Source organism: Streptomyces sp. NPDC031670 (assembly GCF_055580545.1).
Window position 1 is genome coordinate 224,736 of record NZ_JBVILC010000001.1, and the last position, 15,703, is coordinate 240,438.

The following is a 15,703-nucleotide window of genomic DNA, read 5'->3' on the forward strand; positions in this document are numbered from 1 at the left end:
ACCTTCGGCTCCTTCCTGGTGCACGTCGGGGCCCGCCCGTCCCGCCCCCCGACGGCCCCGGAAGGCACCGGTGCGGGCCTTCGAACAGATGACGCCCGGCGGCGCCGGAATGTGCAACCGCGGATCCCGGAAAGGTCGCCGGGCACTTGCGTTCCGAAGGCGAACATGCGTTTGCAGTGCCCTGCCGCTACCTCAACTCCCCTGCTGGCACTGCCTGGTTACCCTCGGTAGCGAAGCCCTGACCTGCCGCTGGAGCGGACCACGCCCGACGCGGACCCGAGATTGCGCAAATCGGCAGCAACGCAACAGACGGGGCTGGTGTGACGCAAGACACACCGCGTGCGAAGCAACCGATTTCGCTCGGTGCCGTCGGGGCGCCGGCCCCAGGGGGCTATCGTGCACCTGCTCACAGCAGGATCGATCTTCACCGAAGGCCTTCGTCGAGGAGTGAGAGACATCAGACGTATATGTTCCGCCGCGTTGTTCGCCGGTTCCCTCCTGGCCGCGTTGCTCGTCCCGTCCCCGGCCGCCGTGGCGGACCCGGCGCCGATGCCCACCACGGGCGCGGTCTTCAACGACCCGCAGGGCACCGCGGCCGAGCAGAACGCGATCAAGGACCACATCATCGGGGCGATCGACAACACCCAGAGCGGGCGCACCCTGCGCGCCGCGATGTACGCCCTGACCGACACCGGCTACAGCGACGCGCTCCGCCGCGCCCACGACCGGGGCGTCCAGGTCCGGGTCGTCCTGGACTACACGTACTCCACCTCCACGGCCGCCACCCAGCTGGCCGACACCCTCGGCAAGGACATGACCCAGCCGTCCTGGCTGCATGTGTGCCCGAAGGACCGCGCGTGCATCGCGGACACGACGCTCGATCCGGGCAAGAACCACATCAACCACAACAAGTTCTTCCTCTTCTCCCGGGTGGGAGACCCCGGCGTCGCCGAGGACGTGGTGATCCAGACGTCCGCCAACCAGACCGCGGCGAACACCTCCCGCTTCTGGAACAACGCCTATACCTCGGTGGGCAACACCGACCTCTACACCGCTTACACGGCGTACTTCAACGACCTCGCCGCGGAGAAGCGCACCACCGACTACTACCGGCAGGGCACCACGTCCGGGGGCGAGAAGTACTACTTCTTCCCCCAGCAGACCGGTGACCTCATGGTCGACGTACTGGACAACGTCTCCTGCACGGGCAACACCACGGTCGGCTCCGCCTCGCACAAGACCGTCGTACGCGTCGCCGCCTACGCCTTCACCCGCGCCGAGGTGGCGAGCAGACTGCGGCAGCTCGCCGACCAGGACTGCTGGATCGAGGTCGTCTACAACGACACCAGCCAGCTCGCGACCCTCGGCAACCACCCGCGGATCAAGCCGTACCGCCTCCACCTCGACAACGGCACGGCCGACACCGAGGGGGACGACCTGTTCGTGCACTCCAAGTACCTGCTCATCGAGGGCAACTACGCCGGGCATCCGGACACCAAGTGGACGTTCACCGGCTCCCACAACCTCGACCTCTCCTCGCTCAGGGAGAACGACGAGGCGCTGCTGCGCGTCGAGGGAGCCGCGACCCACGACGCCTACCGCGGCAACTTCCTGGCGATGCGCTCCAAGGCCACGCCGACCGGCTGAGCCGGGGCCACCGCAGAGCCGTTCCCGACATGTCGGGCTTGCTGGTGCGCCGGACGGGGTCCAGACCGTGAACGGCGCACCGAGGCTCCCGGCACGGGAACACCCATGCGACACTGACGCCGTTCCGATCACGGCAGCACCGAGGCGTGCATGAAGGAGCGGCGTCGTTGAGCGTCACCATTGAAGGACAGATAGACATCGCGGGACCGGTCGGCAAGCTGCTGCACCGCCGCCCGCTCAAGAACAGCACCGTGATGCAGGGGTTCCACACCGATCCGGTGTCGGGCGACATCTTCGTGCTCCAGTTGATGCAGGGCGGTCTGACCCTCAGCGGGGAGTCCGCGCCGGTCGACTACGACACCCGTAACCGCAACGGCGACATGTGCGTGACGCGCCTCAACCGGGCGGGCACGATCACCGGGTACATGTATCTGCGCGGCTTCGGCCACGGTGTCAACCTCGGCGTCGAGAACCGCAACGGCACCATCCGGCTGTGGACCGAGACGGCGTCGCAGCCCAACAGCAAGAACGAGGGCTTCGGCACCTCCATCACCAACTTCGACTTCCGCTCGGGTTCGGTGCTCGACTACGGCTCCTCGCTGCACGCGAAGCCGTACCGCCCCACGCCGACCGCGCTCTTCGCCACGCCCACCATCGACCGCAGCTCCAACGAGCTCGTGGTGCGCTTCTACTCCGACGGCGCGACGCACTTCGAGCGGTACGACCTGGCCAAGGCCTCGGCGGGCGTCTTCGAGCCGCTCCAGCGCATCGAGATGCCCGCGAACCTGGGCGTGTTCCAGGGGTACGCGTCCCACCGCGGCGTGCTGTACATGCTCAACGGCGAGTCCAGCACCGCCACCCGCAACCCTCCCCCGGGCAACACCTACATCACCGCCCAGGAGTGGGCCACCGGCAAGGTGCTGGACCAGCAGTTCATCACCGCCGCGCCCGGGCTCGAATGGCGCGAGCCCGAGGGCATGCACGTGGACACCCGCAACGGTGTCACCAACCTGCACTTCGGTTTCGCCTGTGAGGACCCCGGGCCGCGTACCTGCACCCTGCTGACGATCCCCGACACCACCGAGGTCGACGGCGTCAAGGTGATGACCGACTGGACGCCCATCGCGCTCGCCGCGGGTGTCACCGCCGACGTGAACCCGCCCCAGGGCCGGCTCATCAGCGTCGCCGGAACCACGACGTTGCAGCTCAGCGGCGGTGTCAAGGGCACCTTCGACGGGGACGCGGTCCTCGGCACCCTGCCCGACACGCTGACGCCGAGCGTGGCGGCCCGCTGCAACGTCCCGCGCAACAACAGCGGCGGCTACTGCGTCGCCCGCGTCGAGGCAGGCACCGACGGCGCGCTGCGCCTGTTCGGCGGGCGTGACACCAACGCCATCACCTGGGTCCAGCTCGACAGCTTCAGCGCCGTCTGGCGCTGACCGCGCCCGCGCTCCTCCCCGTCATTTCGCACCAGGCCTCGCCAAGGAGACCAACCACCATGTCCTACAACCGCCGCAGCATCCTCGGTGCCGCCTTCGCCGTGCCCGCCGCCGTCGCGGTCGCCAACCTCGCCGCCGCGTCCCCCGCGTCCGCCGCCGGTGTGGAGGCCGGCGACTGGGCCGACCTGGTCCTGGAGCCGGGTGTCACCGCGCAGACCGGCGCGACCCCGCAGGTCCGCCTCGTCACCATCGCGGGCACCACGTTCCTCCAGGGCCGCGGCATCATCAACGGCAACTTCGCCGCCGACACCAAGGTGGCCACGCTGCCCGCCGCCATGGCGCGGCCCACGTCGTACATCCGCGCCACCGCGCCGCGCAACAACAGCGCCGGCATCAACTCCTGCCGCTTCGAGGTGAACACCGCCGGTTCGGTGACCATCTTCGGCGGCAACACGGGCAACCCGATCACCTGGGTCCAGTTCGACTCGGTCCAGACGATCTGGCGCTGACGCCGGTACCCGGTCGGGCCCCGCTTCTCAGCGCTCCCGGCCGGAACCCGCGTCCTGCGGCGCTCCCGCCCGGGCCCCGGCCCGCGCGGGAGCGCCGCGGCGTCCGGCCCGGTCGCGGCGGCGCCCCGCGCGACCGGATCCCGTGTCCACCGGGCGGGGCGGGCCCTTCTCAGGGCGCCGGTACCGGCTGCGGCGGGGGCGGCCCCACATAGCGTGCCGCCGGGCGGATGATCTTCGAGTCCTCCGCCTGTTCCAGGATGTTGGCGCTCCATCCGACCGCCCGGGCCGCGCAGAACGTCGGGGTGAACATCTCGCGCGGCACCCCGCACAGCTCCATGACCACACCCGCGTAGAACTCCACGTTGGTGTGCAGCTCCCGGCCGGGCTTCAGCTCGGCGAGGATCGCCTCGACGTGCTTCTCCACCTCGACGGCGAACGCCACCAGCGGGCCGCCGATGCCCTCGGCGATACCGCGCAGCATCCGTGAGCGCGGGTCCTCGGTGCGGTAGACGGGGTGGCCGAAGCCCATGATCCGCTCGCCCGCGAGGACGCGCTCGCGCACCCACGCGTCGATCCGCTCCGGCGAGCCGATGGCGTCGAGGGTGTCCAGGGCGCGGCTGGGGGCGCCGCCGTGCAGCGGACCGGAGAGTGCCCCGACCGCCGCGACCAGGGACGCCGCCATGTCCGCGCCGGTGGAGGCGACCACGCGCCCGGTGAAGGTCGAGGCGTTGAAGCCGTGGTCGACGGTGGAGATGAGGTAGCGCTCGATCGCCCGGACGCGGTCGGGCGCGGGCTGCGAACCCGTCATCATGTAGAGGTAGTTGGCGGCGTACGACAGATCGTCGCGCGGCTCGACGGGGTCGAGGCCCTGGCCGAGCCGGTACAGCGCGGTGAGCAGGGTGGGGACGGCCGCGCAGGCGGCGAGGGCGTCCTCGCGGCGCCGGTCGGCGTCGAGGTCGTAGACCGGGCGGAAGCCCTGGGCGGCGCCGAGCAGGGAGAGCGCGGTGCGCAGTCCGGCGAGCGGCCCGGAGGCCGCGCCGGCCGCCGCGATGGCGGGCAGCGCCTCGCCGACCTCCCGGGGCAGATGGCGCAGGGCGGCGGTGCGGGCGGTGAACTCGGCGCGGGCGGCGGCGTCGGGCAGTTCGCCGTGGAACATCAGGTGCCATACGTCCTCGAAGCCGCGGCTGTGCGCGAGCTCCACGGCCGAGTACTGGCGGTAGTGGTAGAAGCCCTCGCGCCCGCGGACGTCCCCGAGTGCGGTGTCCGTGACGACGACGCCCGCGAGTCCGCGGGGTACTGCCGTGGTGGTGGTCGACATCTCTCTTCCTCCCTCAATGTTGATTCGACTGTCTATGATTGACGAGATGGCTGTCAATATTGATTGAATCAACATTGATCGATCTTGGATACGGTGACCCCATGACGGATCAGTCGCGACTCACCACCCGCGAGGCGGCCGACCGCCTCGGCGTGAAGCCGGAGACGGTGTACGCGTACGTCAGCCGCGGCCAGCTCAGCAGCGAGCGGGCGCCCGGCGGACGGGGCTCCACCTTCGACGCGAAGGAGGTGGACGCGCTGGCCCGGCGCGGCGCCCGCCGTGAGCCCGCCGTGCGCGGCGGCGAGCTGAACTTCCGCACCGAGCTGACGCTCATCGACAAGGACCGCTACTACTACCGCGGGGTCGACGCGGTGGAACTCGCCGGTGCCTACGGCTTCGAGGAGGTCGCGGAGTGGGTGTGGACGGGCACTTTGCCGCGCGGCGCCCGGTTCACCGCGCCCCAGCCGTTCCTCGACGCGGCGCGCCTCGCGGTCGGCGCGCTGCCCGCCCACAGCGGGTCCATGGACCGACTGCGGGCCGCCGCGGTCGCCGTCTCGGCCGCCGATCCGCTCCGCTTCGACCTGGAGCCGGCGGCGGTGCTCGGCTGCGCCCGGATGCTGATCCCCACCCTGGTCGGGGCGCTGCCGTCGGCGGGCAGGCGGCAGCGCGGCGCCGAGCGGCTCGCCTGGCAGCTGTGGCACCGGCTCACGCCCCGGCTCCCCGACGAGGCGTCGGTCAACGTACTGGACACGGCCCTCGCCCTGTTGATCGACCATGATCTGGCCGCGTCAACCCTTGCCGCCCGGGTGGCGGCCTCGGCACGCGCCCATCCGTACGCGGTCGTCTCGGCCGGGCTCGGCGCGCTCGACGGGCCGCTGCACGGGGCCGCCAGTGGACTCGCCCACCAGATGCTCGCCGAGGTCCTGGAGCGCGGCGGCGCGGCCCCGGTGGTCGCCGCGCATCTGCGCTCGGGCCGCCGGGTGCCGGGTCTGGGCCACCGGCTCTACCCCGGCGAGGACCCGCGTGCCCAGGCCCTGTTCGCGCTGCTCGCGGAGGTCCCGCAGGCCGAGGAGGCGCTGGCCGCGGCCCATGACGTGATCGCCACGACGGCCCGGCACACGGAGCTGCACGCCAATGTCGATCTCGCGCTCGCCGTCTTCAGCGTGGCGTGCGGTATGCCCGCCGAGGCGGGCGAGACGGTGTTTGCGGTGGCCCGTACGGCGGGCTGGATCGCCCACGCCCTGGAGGAGTACGGGGAGACCCCGCTGCGTATGCGTCCCAGTGCCCACTACACCGGCCCTCGCCCGCCACAGCCGCTGCCGTGACGGGCGGGAGTGATCCGCGCGGACCGCGCGGATGGTGTCAGCCGTCGATGCGGTGCTGCGTCCAGAACGACGTCAGGTCCGTGGTCGTGGCGGCCTGGGCCGCCGCCTTGAACTCGGCGGTCGTCGACACCCCGTACCAGTGCGAAGTGGCGTAGTCCTTCAGGAGCTTGGCCATGGCGGTGTCACCGAGGACCCGTCGCAGGTCGTGCAGGGCGCACTTGCCGTAGCCGTAGACGACGGTGGAGTAGCGCGAGGAGTGCGCGTCCCAGTAGGCCATCGAGTTGGTGATCTTCTCGGCGGACGAGGCCCAGGAGACGCTGTTCCAGCAGCCGCTGCCCGTCTTGTTCAGCGCCAGGTCGGTGGCGTAGTCGGTGAAGGCCTCGTCCAGCCAGGGGCTGGTGTACTCGTCGTCGCCGACGATGCCGTAGAACCACTGGTGGCCGATCTCATGGGTGAGCGCGGTGGTGCTGACCAGGTCGAGGACGAAGCCGGGGTACTCCATGCCGCCGAACCAGTAGTTGTTGTCGATCACCGCGTCCAGCTCGCCGTACGGGTAGGCGCCGAAGCGTGCCGCGTGGGTGTCCACGGCGCTCTTGGCGGTGCTCAGCATCGACTGGGCGTCGGTGGAGCTGATGCCCGAGACGGAGTAGATGTTGATCGCGGTCCCGGCGGGCGAGGTGCCGGAGATCTTGCTGAACGGACCCGCCGCCCAGGCGAAGTCACGGACCTTGGAGGCGGTCGCGGTGGTGACCGTACGGCCGCTGGACCCAGGAGTGTCGACCGAGGTGCCGGTGGCGGGCACCAGCAGTGCGGTGGGGTGGTCGAGGGTCACGTTGAAGTCGGCGGCCAGGGAGTAGAACGACTCGCCGTTGTTGGTGTACGGGTCCAGATGCCACCCGGCCCCGTCCTTCACGGCGAGCACGGGCAGGGCGTTGCCGATGTTGTTGAACGCCCCGTCGTGGCCGAAGCGGTCGGCGCCGCTGGGGACGGTGATGCCCAGGTCGAAGCCGATCGTGGCGCTCTGCCCCTGGGCGAGCGGGGTGGGCAGGGCGATCTGCAGGGCGGTGCAGCCCACCGAGAGGGAGCCCGCGGTGCCGCCGGTGACGTTGGTGACGGTGATCGGCATGGCGGAGCAGGTGCCGTGGTAGTTGTCCCACAGCCGCAGATACACCTCGCTGAGCGCGGTGGCGGAGGCGTTGGTGAAGGTCGCGCTCTCGTGGCCGGTCCACACCGTACCGCTGGTGTTGCTGCTGAGGCTGACGGTGTACGCGGGCGAGGCCGGTGTACGGGTGGAGTCACCGGGCGGTGTGGTGTCGCCGGAGGTGTTGAGGGCGACGTCGTCGATGACGAAGCTCGTCTGGAGGCTGGAGTCCTCGGTGCCGGTGAAGGCGACGTTGACGGTCTGACCCGCGAAGGACGACACGTCGAAGGACTTCTGGACGTAGCCGGTGTTCTTGTTCAGGTTCGAGTACGTCGCGAGGGTCGTGCTGCCGATCTTCGCCGTGAGCTTGTCGTACTGGGTGGACGACGTCGTCTCGGCTGTGTCGATGTGCAGCCAGAAGGTGAGGGTGGCGGTGGCGCAGCCGGAGGGGATCGTGACGCTCTGGGAGAGGGTGTCGGTGTGGGTGCTGCCGACGCCGTTCAGCCATGCGAAGTAGCCGCCGCCGTGGGCGCTCTGGCCGGCCCGGTTGGTGATCAGGCCGGACTGCGACTGGCTCCACGGCGAAGTACCGCTCTCGAAGCCGCCGTTGGCGACGACCTGCGCGGGGGTGCACGCGGCTGCGGCCCGTGAGGTGTGCCGCGGTGCGGCTGCCGCCGCGGTGCCCGCGAGCGAGAAGGCGGCCAGCGCGGCCACGGACAGCGCGCTCACGGCGAGGGCCTGGTGGGGGGTGGGTCTCACACGTAACTCCTTTGACGCGGCCGGGGTTCCGGCGTGCTCGGTGCCCGCCCGACGGCTGGGGTGCGCCGGAGGCGGGCCGCGGACTGCGGACATCGCTCGCGCGATGGCTGCGGTGAGATTTCCTGCGGTGAGATTCGTACGGTGAGATTTCGTGCGCGCCTCCCCGGGGCGGTCCGGGGCGGCGGCTGCCGGAAAGCCTGGCAGATTTGACCGGGGCATGCCATCAGGGGCGGGTAAAACTGTTGCCCGGGCGGCGGAACGGCGGGGCTGTGGCGCGGCGTTCGGCGGGAGTCCCCCGTGCCGGGGGCGGGTCCCCTGTCGGCGGGAGTACTGGCGCCGAGGGGCCCGGCGCCGCCCGAAGTGCCCGTCCCGGGGGCCCGGCGCCGCCCGAAGGACCCGTTCAGGCCGGAGTCAGGCCCCCGGACGGATCCGGTCGCCTGCTCGCCCGTGGAGCGCGGCCCGGAGCCGGTCCCGGGCTTCCGTCTGGGCGGCGATGCGTTCTTCGAGGATCGCGAGCCGCTCCCGGGCGACCCGCAGCCCCCGGTCCGAGGGAGGCGCTGCGGCCACGTCGCCGTCCAGGCAGGGCAGGAAGACCTGGACGTCGTCCAGGGTGAGCCCCGCGCCCAGCAGATGGCGGATGTTGCGGACCCGGACCACCGTACGGTCGTCGAAGACGCGGTAACCGTTGGCGGCCCGTTCCGACGTGATCAGACCGGCCTGCTCGTAGTGGCGCAACGCCCGCGCCGTCGTCCCGGTCTCTCGCGCCAACTCACCGATCCGCACCCGCCCCACCTCCGGGGCAACTCCTATCACGCCACCACTGCCCCTCCGTCGACCGGGAGGATCACTCCCGTGACGAACGACGCGGCGGGCGAGGCGAGGTGGGTGATGGTCCGGGCGACCTCCTCGGGCCGGCCGATCCGGCCCAGCGGGGTGTGCGCCCGCTGCCACGCGCGCAACGCGGCCAGCCGCTCCGGCGTCAGGCCCTGGTGCTCACCTATCGGGGTCTCGATCGCTCCGGGGGCGACGGCCACCACCCGGATGCCCAGGGGCGCCAGCTCCACGGCCCAGCCGCGGGTCAGCGCCTCCAGCGCCGCCTTGGTCGCCGCGTAGAGCGAGTTCCCGGGCCAGCCCCGCTGCCCCACCGAGGTGCTGATGTTGACGATCACCCCGCCGGACGCCTCCAGGGACGGCAGAGCGGCCCGGGCGAGGAGGGCGGGCGCGACCAGGTTGGTGGCGATCTGCGGTGCGATCCCCTCCGGGTCGAGGCCGGCGAGCGAACCGCTGCGTACGATACCGGCGTTGTTGACCAGCACGTCCAGGCGTCCGTGCAGGTCGAGCGCGGCCCCGACGATCCGCGCGGGCGCGCCCTCGGCGGTGATGTCGGCGACCAGCGGTGTGATCCCTGCCCGGCCGTCGGCGGTCTCGTGCAGCGGTTCCGGCCGCCGCCCCACGGCCAGCACATGGGCCCCCTCGTCGGCGAAGGCACGCGCGGTGGCCCGGCCTATGCCGGTACCGGCTCCGGTGACGACGACGGTCCTGGTGGGTCGGGACGCGGTGGGTGCGGTGGTCGCGGTGTTCATGGCGAGGATTTTTCAACCCTGCCGCCAGTGACAAGGTCAAGGGGAGAAGCCGCGTCCTCGCGCGCTCCCCCTACGCCTGCCGGGACGGGCCGGGGCTCAGCAGGGGGCGTGCGCCACCAGGAAGTCGTCGACCACACGCTCGACATACTCGGCGGTGACCTGCCGCCCGGCCAGCAGCCGCCGGTACATCAGCGGGCCCGCCAGCTGGTCGACGGCCAGGTCCGGATCGAGCTCCGCGGCCAGCTCGCCGCGTGCCTTGGCGGCGTCGAGGACGGTACGGAAGACGCGGGATCCCTCGCGGTAGAGCGCCTCCTTGAGCTGGGCGAAGACCGGGTCGACCCCGGCGCGTTCGATGACCGCGCGCAGCCCGCGGTCGCTCACCGGGTCGTGCAGCAGGCTCCGCAGCCCGTCGAGTTCACGGATCAGGTCGTCGCGCAGGACGCCGGTGGGCGGGGTGTGCGCGGTGGAGATCCGCGCGGCGATGACGTCGCGGACCAGGCCCGAGGCGTCGGGCCAGTGGCGGTAGAGGGTCGTACGGCCCACGCCGCTGCGGGCGGCCACCGCGACATGGGTCACCGCCGACCAGCCCTGCTCGATGAGGAGATCGCGGGCGGCGGCCAGGGCGGCGGCGCGGCTGCGCTCGGCCCGCGGATCGGGCCCGCGGCCCGGCGCTCCCGAGGCGCTGCTCGGCTCGGTGGGGGCGGACATCCGGCTCCGTCCTGTCGTCGTGGTGGCACGAGTGTAGGGCGCGCGACCCGGTGGCCGGACCGTCTCGCGGTGGCGTACGCGCAGGTCACGTCCGTCAGCGCGAGAGCGCGCCCCGACGCTCGGGCCGTCCCGCCGCCCGCCGAGGACGTCCGGCACGACCGCCCCTCACCCTCGACATCGGCTGACTACCCGTCAGTCGTCAGCGGCGCAGCAGCGCGCACGCGAAGGTCTCCTGGACCTTGCGCAGTTGGGCCAGGAGTGCCGGCTTGAGGCTCTTGCTGGTCTGGGTCGTGATCGAGAAGGTGAGGGACTTCCTGCCGTCCGGTGTCGCGGCGGCCAGTTGGGTGTACCCGGCGGTGTTGCCGGTGTGGCCGTAGAGCACACCGCAGCGGGTGGCGTAACGGAAGAGGGCCAGTCCGGCCGAGTTGGCGCCCGGACCGGCCGGTTCGGAGGCGGCGCCGGGCAGGAACGTCCGCTGCTCCTTTCGGGTGTACGGGGAGAAGAGGCTGCCCCCGGCGTAGCCCCGGATGAACCGGCTCAGGTCCCTCGGGGTCGACACGACGGCGCCGGACGCCCAGACGCCCGAGGTGTCGAAGAGTTCGGTGACGTCCTCGGGCGGGGCGGGCGGGTCCACCGCGTAACCGTGCAGATAGGGGCGGGGCAGCCGGAAGCCGTGGGGCAGGCTGGTCTGTTCCAGGCCCAGGGGGCGGTACACGAGGCGCTTCAGCAGGTCCTCGTAGCGGCACCCCGTCGCCGCCTCGGCCAGCAGCGCGACAGCGATGTTGTCGGAGTTGGAGTACTGGTAGCGCGAGCCCGGCCGGAAGGCGAGCGGCTCGTCGGCCGCGAACTCCAGCAGCCGACGCGAGTCGAAGACGTGGTGGGGGTCCTCGGTCAGGATCTCGCGGAATTCGGGAGAGGCGGTGAAGTCGGGGAGTCCGCTGGTGTGCTGGAGCAGTTGGCGCAGGGTGACCGCGTGCCAGGCGGCGGGCAGGTGCGGCAGACGGCTGCCGAGGGTGGTTCCCAGGGTCAGCCGCCCCTGGTCGACGAGGCGCAGGGCCACGGCGCCGCTGAACGCCTTGGCGACGCTGGCGATCCGCATGTGGTCGGTGGGCCGGGGCGGCTGCCCGGTCCGGATGTCCGCGACCCCGGCCCGGTAGACCTCGGCGCGGTTGTCACGGGTGAGGACCGCGATGGCCCCGGGCGGGCCGCCGACCGCGCCCACGAGCCGGTCGAGGTCCCGTTGGAGGGTACGGTCGTGCGGCGCGGGGGGCGTCTGCGCGGCCTGCGCGGGCTGAACGAGCGCGCCGGCCGACGCGGCGGCGAGGAGAGCGGCGACGGCCAGCGGCAGCCGGGCGCGGCGTCCGGGCAGGTGTGCGACCACGTGGGTACCTCCTGAAGGCATGGCGGCGGCCGAGTCCGGCTCGCCCGTCTCCCCTGATCCAGCATCAGACGCCGGGCCGCCGGTCGCCTTCGCGCTGCTCCATCCGGCCCCCAGCACCGCCCGTGCGAGGAGCGGGGTGCCGGCGGCGGCGAGGGCGTGTTGCGAAAGTGGCGCCGTGCGCCCGCGGGGCAGGCGGGACCTTCACAACACGCCCTAGTACTGCAACGGTCTTTGTCGTGACGGTTGGGCGGGTGGTTCGTTGGTCTGGTCATGGGTGGGGAACTGTCTGAGGTTTGGTCGTGGGCGGGTGAACTGAGGGCTCTGCACGAGCGGTTCGTTCACCGTTTTGCCAGGTCGGAGCCGCGTGAATCAGCGCTCGCGTATATGCGGGGGCTGATCGCTCCGTTGGAACGGAAGAACGGCTGGACGCTGGCGGAAGAGGCAGGTCATGCGGGACCTGACCGGATCCACCGGCTGTTGAACCGGATCGGCTGGGACGCGGACGCGGTCCTGGACGACGTGCGTGAGTACGTCGTCGAGCATCTCGGCGACTCGAAGGCGGTACTGATCGTCGACGACACCGGTTTCCTGAAGAAAGGAGACCGTTCGGCCGGGGTCCAGCGGCAGTACTCCGGGACCGCGGGCCGGACAGAGAACTGCCAGGTCGGAGTCTTCCTCGCCTATGCCACCGATCGTGGCCGCACCCTCATCGACCGGCGCCTCTACCTCCCGGCGTCCTGGACCGACGACCGGGAACGGCGCCGACGGGCCGGCATCGACGACACGGTCGCCTTCGAGACCAAGGTCGCCACGGCCCGGGCGATGATCCGCCGGGCGATCGAGGAGAAGATCCCGTTCGGATGGGTCACCGCGGACGCCGGCTACGGCTACTCCAAGAGCTGGCGGACCGAGCTGGAGCAGGCGGACGTCTTCCACGTCATGGCCACCACCCGGCACGACACCGTCGTGACCCGCTGGGCCATCGACCACCCTGTTCACGACCTGTTCCACGATCTGCCCCGGCAGAAGTGGAAGCGCCGGTCCTGCGGGAACGGCTCGCATGGGCCCCGCGTATTCGACTGGGCAAGGGGCGAGGTCCGGCCCTGGCACCGGGAAAACCGGCGGCACTGGGTGATCGCCCGCCGCAGTGTCCGTCGGCCCCAGGAGATCTCCTACTACATCGCCTACTGCCCCGCGGACACCACACTTGACCAGCTCATTCATGTCGCCGGCAGCCGGTGGGCGGTCGAGGAGTGTTTCCAGACCGCCAAGCAGGAGTGCGGTCTGGACGACTACCAGGTCCGGCGTTACCCCGGATGGCACCGCCACATGACCCTGGCCATGGCCGCCCACGCCTGCCTGACCGTCCTGCGGGCCCGCGAGCTCGACGCCGGGAAAGCAGAAACGGATCCTCCGGGCTCGTCGCGCTGAGCCTTCCCGAACTCAGACGTCTGATCCACCGGCTCACCCACCGCCGACCAGCCACGCTCGACCACGTCCTGCACTGGTCACACTGGCGTCGCCGACGACAACACCAAGCCCGCATCAGCCACTACCAACGACGCGGCCACACACCACCCGCACCTGGCCAACCATCAGGAAAAGAACCGTTGCAGTACTAGGGCCCGGCGGGCGCGTGCGCCGCCGCGTCCAGCGTCTCCCGCGCCGCGTCGAGGGCGGCGGCGCGGTCGGCGGCCACCAGGCCGACACGGGTGCGCCGGTCCAGGAGGTCGGACGCGTCGAGCGCGCCCTCGTGCCGGACCGCCCACCACAGTTCGGCCCGGGTGGTCTCGACCCCGTCCGCCACCGGCTCCCGCATCCGGGGGTCGGCCTCGCCGAGCGCGTGCAGGGCGGTGGCCTCGGTGCCGTACCGGGTCAGCAGTCTGCGCGGTACCGGCAGGGCGGCGAGCTCCGCCGGAGCCGCGGCGCCCACCAGGGGCAGCCGGGCGGTTCGGCAGGGCGCGGCCTCCATGCCCCGGGCGGCCAGCGCGGCGTCGAGGGCGTCCTGCGCCATGCGCCGGTAGGTGGTCAGCTTGCCGCCGACGATGGTCACGACGCCCTCGCTCGACGTCAGCACCGCGTGCCGCCGGGAGATGTCGGAGGTGCGGCTGCCCGCCGCGTCGCCCGGGGCGTCGTCCAGGAGCGGGCGCAGCCCGGCGAAGGCGCCCACCACGTCGTCGCGGTGGACCGGGGTGTCCAGGGCCGTGTTGAGGATGTCGAGCAGGAAGCCGATGTCGGACTCGGGGGGTGTGGGCTCGTCCTGGAGCGGTCCGTCGACGGGCTCGTCGGTGAGCCCCACGTACACCCGGCCGTCGCCCTGCGGCAGGACCAGCACGAAACGGCTGCTCTCGCCGGGGACGGGGATGTGCAGCCCGGCGGTCAGACCGGGCAGGGTGGTGCCGCGCAGCACCAGGTGGGTGCCGCGCGAGGGGCGCAGCTTGACCCCGTCGACCAGCTGGTCCGCCCAGACGCCGGTGGCGTTGACGACCGCCCGGGCCCGGATGGTGAGCTCCTGGCCGGTCAGTTCGTCGCGTACGAGGGCGCCGGAGCCGGTGACGGACAGGGCGCGGGTGCGGGTGAGGACGCGGGCGCCGTGTCCGGCGGCGGTGCGGGCGATGGCGGTCACCAGGCGGGCGTCGTCGGCCAGTTGGCCGTCCCAGGAGAGCAGTCCGCCGTACAGACCGTGCGGGCGCAGTCCGGGCGCGGAGCGCAGGGTCTCGACGGCCGACAGGCGGCGCGGGCCGGGCAGGGTGCGCCGCGCGGTGCCCGCCGAGACGCGCAGCAGGTCGCCGGCGCGCAGCCCGGCCTGGGCGAGCGCCGCGTTGCGCCGCGAGGTCAGCGAGGTGAGCGGCAGCACGAACGGTTGCGCGCGCACCAGATGGGGGGCGGTGCGCTCCATCAGCACCCCGCGCTCCACCGCGCTCTCGTGTGCGACGCCGAGCTGCCCGGAGGCGAGGTAGCGCAGTCCGCCGTGGATGAGTTTGGAGCTCCAGCGGGAGGTGCCGAACGCCAGGTCGTACGCGTCGATCGCGGCGACCGACAGACCGCGCGAGGCGGCGTCGAGCGCGGCTCCCGCGCCGGTCGCGCCGAGGCCGATGACCAGCACGTCGACGGTCGTCCCGGCGGCGAGCCGGTCCAGGTCGCGGGAGCGGCGGGTGGCGGTGAGGGAGAAGGAGTCCGAGCGGGGTTCGGTACGGCTCATGGGGCGAGGGTCCTCTCGAGGATGTGCCGGAGCTCGTCGTAGAACGCTTCGTCGGCGAGGTCGGGGTCCGCCGCGTCGGTCATGGTCTGGAGCGAGAGCGCGAAGGACTGGATCACCAGGAAGAGGGACCGGGCCTGGCGCAGCGGGTGGTCCGCGCGGACGGACCCGTCGGCGTGCCCCTGTTCGAGCGCCTCCTGCACGAAGGCGAGCAGCGCGTCCTGGCTGGCGCCGCGCCGGTCGAAGAGGTACGGCAGCAGCAGTTCCGGGTCGACGTCGAGGATCTTGCGGAGCAGGGGATGGGCCCGGAAGGCGCGCAGCCCCGTCACGAGTCCCTCGACCAGTTGCTCGCGCACGGGACGGTTGGTGTCGGTGCGCGGAGTGTCCCCGACAGTGACGGACACCCACTCCCGTGTCATGACGTCGCCCACCAGGGTGCGCACATCGGGCCAGCGCCGGTAGAGGGTCATCCGGGACACCCCGGCCCGGCGGGCGACGTCGGTGAGGGTCGTCCGGCGGACGCCGACGGCGAGAACGCAGTCCCGGGCGGCGTCGAGCACCGCCTCGTCGTCCCGACGGTTGTGACGAATGGGCTTCATCTGTCACAGTGTAACGACGGAACGGGCGACGGCAAGCCGCCCCCCACGCCGTGGGACCGGAACGACTGCGCGACGAAGCGGGTGATCAGGTGGGT

At 71.9% G+C, this 15,703-nt stretch carries 13 protein-coding genes; 5 read left to right on the top strand and 8 right to left on the bottom strand.

The annotated features are described in order from the left end of the window. The first annotated feature begins 480 nt into the window (after nucleotides 1-480). The 3 genes from ACZ5ID_RS00990 (at nucleotide 481) to ACZ5ID_RS01000 (ending at nucleotide 3,595) form a co-directional block, all read left to right on the top strand. Nucleotides 481-1,647, top strand: a complete 1,167-nt coding sequence (locus ACZ5ID_RS00990) for a phospholipase D-like domain-containing protein (RefSeq protein ID WP_468892209.1) — start codon at nucleotides 481-483, stop codon at nucleotides 1,645-1,647. Nucleotides 1,648-1,814: 167 nt separating this feature from the next. Continuing rightward, a complete protein-coding gene (locus ACZ5ID_RS00995; protein WP_468892211.1) occupies nucleotides 1,815-3,086 on the top strand; it encodes a phage baseplate protein in 1,272 nt (423 codons plus the stop codon). 59 nt (nucleotides 3,087-3,145) lie between these two features. Continuing rightward, nucleotides 3,146-3,595, top strand: a complete 450-nt coding sequence (locus ACZ5ID_RS01000) for a hypothetical protein (RefSeq protein ID WP_468892213.1) — start codon at nucleotides 3,146-3,148, stop codon at nucleotides 3,593-3,595. Nucleotides 3,596-3,764: 169 nt separating this feature from the next. On the opposite strand, the gene ACZ5ID_RS01005 is transcribed toward ACZ5ID_RS01000, so the two are convergent. Beyond that, a complete protein-coding gene (locus tag ACZ5ID_RS01005; protein WP_468892215.1) occupies nucleotides 3,765-4,913 on the bottom strand; it encodes a citrate synthase in 1,149 nt (382 codons plus the stop codon). Between the two features lie 101 nt (nucleotides 4,914-5,014). Between ACZ5ID_RS01005 and ACZ5ID_RS01010 the strand changes: the two genes are divergently transcribed. Continuing rightward, nucleotides 5,015-6,238: a citrate/2-methylcitrate synthase gene (locus ACZ5ID_RS01010; protein WP_468892217.1), complete on the top strand. Its 1,224-nt coding sequence runs from the start codon at nucleotides 5,015-5,017 to the stop codon at nucleotides 6,236-6,238. Between the two features lie 37 nt (nucleotides 6,239-6,275). Here ACZ5ID_RS01010 and ACZ5ID_RS01015 read toward each other — a convergent pair whose 3' ends face one another. The 5 genes from ACZ5ID_RS01015 to ACZ5ID_RS01035 all read right to left on the bottom strand — a co-directional run bounded on the left by ACZ5ID_RS01015 (nucleotide 6,276) and on the right by ACZ5ID_RS01035 (nucleotide 11,831). Further along, complete coding sequence (locus ACZ5ID_RS01015; RefSeq protein WP_468892219.1) at nucleotides 6,276-8,138, bottom strand: M1 family metallopeptidase; 1,863 nt, start codon at nucleotides 8,136-8,138, stop codon at nucleotides 6,276-6,278. 411 nt (nucleotides 8,139-8,549) lie between these two features. After that, nucleotides 8,550-8,921 (bottom strand): MerR family transcriptional regulator, encoded by a 372-nt coding sequence (locus ACZ5ID_RS01020; protein WP_468893130.1) that lies wholly within the window; start codon nucleotides 8,919-8,921, stop codon nucleotides 8,550-8,552. A 26-nt stretch (nucleotides 8,922-8,947) separates the two neighbouring features. Then, nucleotides 8,948-9,721 carry an SDR family NAD(P)-dependent oxidoreductase gene (locus ACZ5ID_RS01025; RefSeq protein ID WP_468892221.1) on the bottom strand — a complete coding sequence of 258 codons (774 nt, stop codon included), beginning with the start codon at nucleotides 9,719-9,721 and terminating at the stop codon, nucleotides 8,948-8,950. 96 nt (nucleotides 9,722-9,817) lie between these two features. After that, the gene (locus ACZ5ID_RS01030; RefSeq protein WP_468892222.1) at nucleotides 9,818-10,429 is read right to left on the bottom strand and encodes a TetR/AcrR family transcriptional regulator; all 612 of its coding nucleotides are present in this window, start codon (nucleotides 10,427-10,429) and stop codon (nucleotides 9,818-9,820) included. A 199-nt stretch (nucleotides 10,430-10,628) separates the two neighbouring features. Further along, nucleotides 10,629-11,831, bottom strand: a complete 1,203-nt coding sequence (locus ACZ5ID_RS01035; protein WP_468892224.1) for a serine hydrolase domain-containing protein — start codon at nucleotides 11,829-11,831, stop codon at nucleotides 10,629-10,631. Nucleotides 11,832-12,080: 249 nt separating this feature from the next. Between ACZ5ID_RS01035 and ACZ5ID_RS01040 the strand changes: the two genes are divergently transcribed. Next, entirely contained in the window at nucleotides 12,081-13,241 is a 1,161-nt protein-coding gene (locus ACZ5ID_RS01040) for an IS701 family transposase (RefSeq protein WP_468892226.1), read from the top strand. 187 nt (nucleotides 13,242-13,428) lie between these two features. Here the strand turns inward: ACZ5ID_RS01040 and ACZ5ID_RS01045 are convergent, their stop codons facing one another. Together ACZ5ID_RS01045 and ACZ5ID_RS01050 are read right to left on the bottom strand one after the other, a co-directional pair. After that, nucleotides 13,429-15,012 carry a glycerol-3-phosphate dehydrogenase/oxidase gene (locus ACZ5ID_RS01045; RefSeq protein ID WP_468892228.1) on the bottom strand — a complete coding sequence of 528 codons (1,584 nt, stop codon included), beginning with the start codon at nucleotides 15,010-15,012 and terminating at the stop codon, nucleotides 13,429-13,431. Beyond that, entirely contained in the window at nucleotides 15,009-15,608 is a 600-nt protein-coding gene (locus ACZ5ID_RS01050) for a TetR/AcrR family transcriptional regulator (protein WP_468892230.1), read from the bottom strand. The genes ACZ5ID_RS01045 and ACZ5ID_RS01050 overlap by 4 nt, the downstream gene beginning before the upstream one ends. Nucleotides 15,609-15,703: the final 95 nt, after the last annotated feature.

Excerpts from the sequence above, each read along its gene's own strand:
- ACZ5ID_RS01000 (WP_468892213.1), top strand. The coding sequence starts at position 3,146 with ATGTCCTACAACCGCCGCAGCATCCTCGGTGCCGCCTTCGCCGTGCCC.
- ACZ5ID_RS01005 (WP_468892215.1), bottom strand. The coding sequence starts at position 4,913 with ATGTCGACCACCACCACGGCAGTACCCCGCGGACTCGCGGGCGTCGTC.
- ACZ5ID_RS01010 (WP_468892217.1), top strand. The coding sequence starts at position 5,015 with ATGACGGATCAGTCGCGACTCACCACCCGCGAGGCGGCCGACCGCCTC.
- ACZ5ID_RS01025 (WP_468892221.1), bottom strand. The coding sequence starts at position 9,721 with ATGAACACCGCGACCACCGCACCCACCGCGTCCCGACCCACCAGGACC.
- ACZ5ID_RS01030 (WP_468892222.1), bottom strand. The coding sequence starts at position 10,429 with ATGTCCGCCCCCACCGAGCCGAGCAGCGCCTCGGGAGCGCCGGGCCGC.
- ACZ5ID_RS01035 (WP_468892224.1), bottom strand. The coding sequence starts at position 11,831 with ATGCCTTCAGGAGGTACCCACGTGGTCGCACACCTGCCCGGACGCCGC.
- ACZ5ID_RS01040 (WP_468892226.1), top strand. The coding sequence starts at position 12,081 with ATGGGTGGGGAACTGTCTGAGGTTTGGTCGTGGGCGGGTGAACTGAGG.
- ACZ5ID_RS01045 (WP_468892228.1), bottom strand. The coding sequence starts at position 15,012 with ATGAGCCGTACCGAACCCCGCTCGGACTCCTTCTCCCTCACCGCCACC.
- ACZ5ID_RS01050 (WP_468892230.1), bottom strand. The coding sequence starts at position 15,608 with ATGAAGCCCATTCGTCACAACCGTCGGGACGACGAGGCGGTGCTCGAC.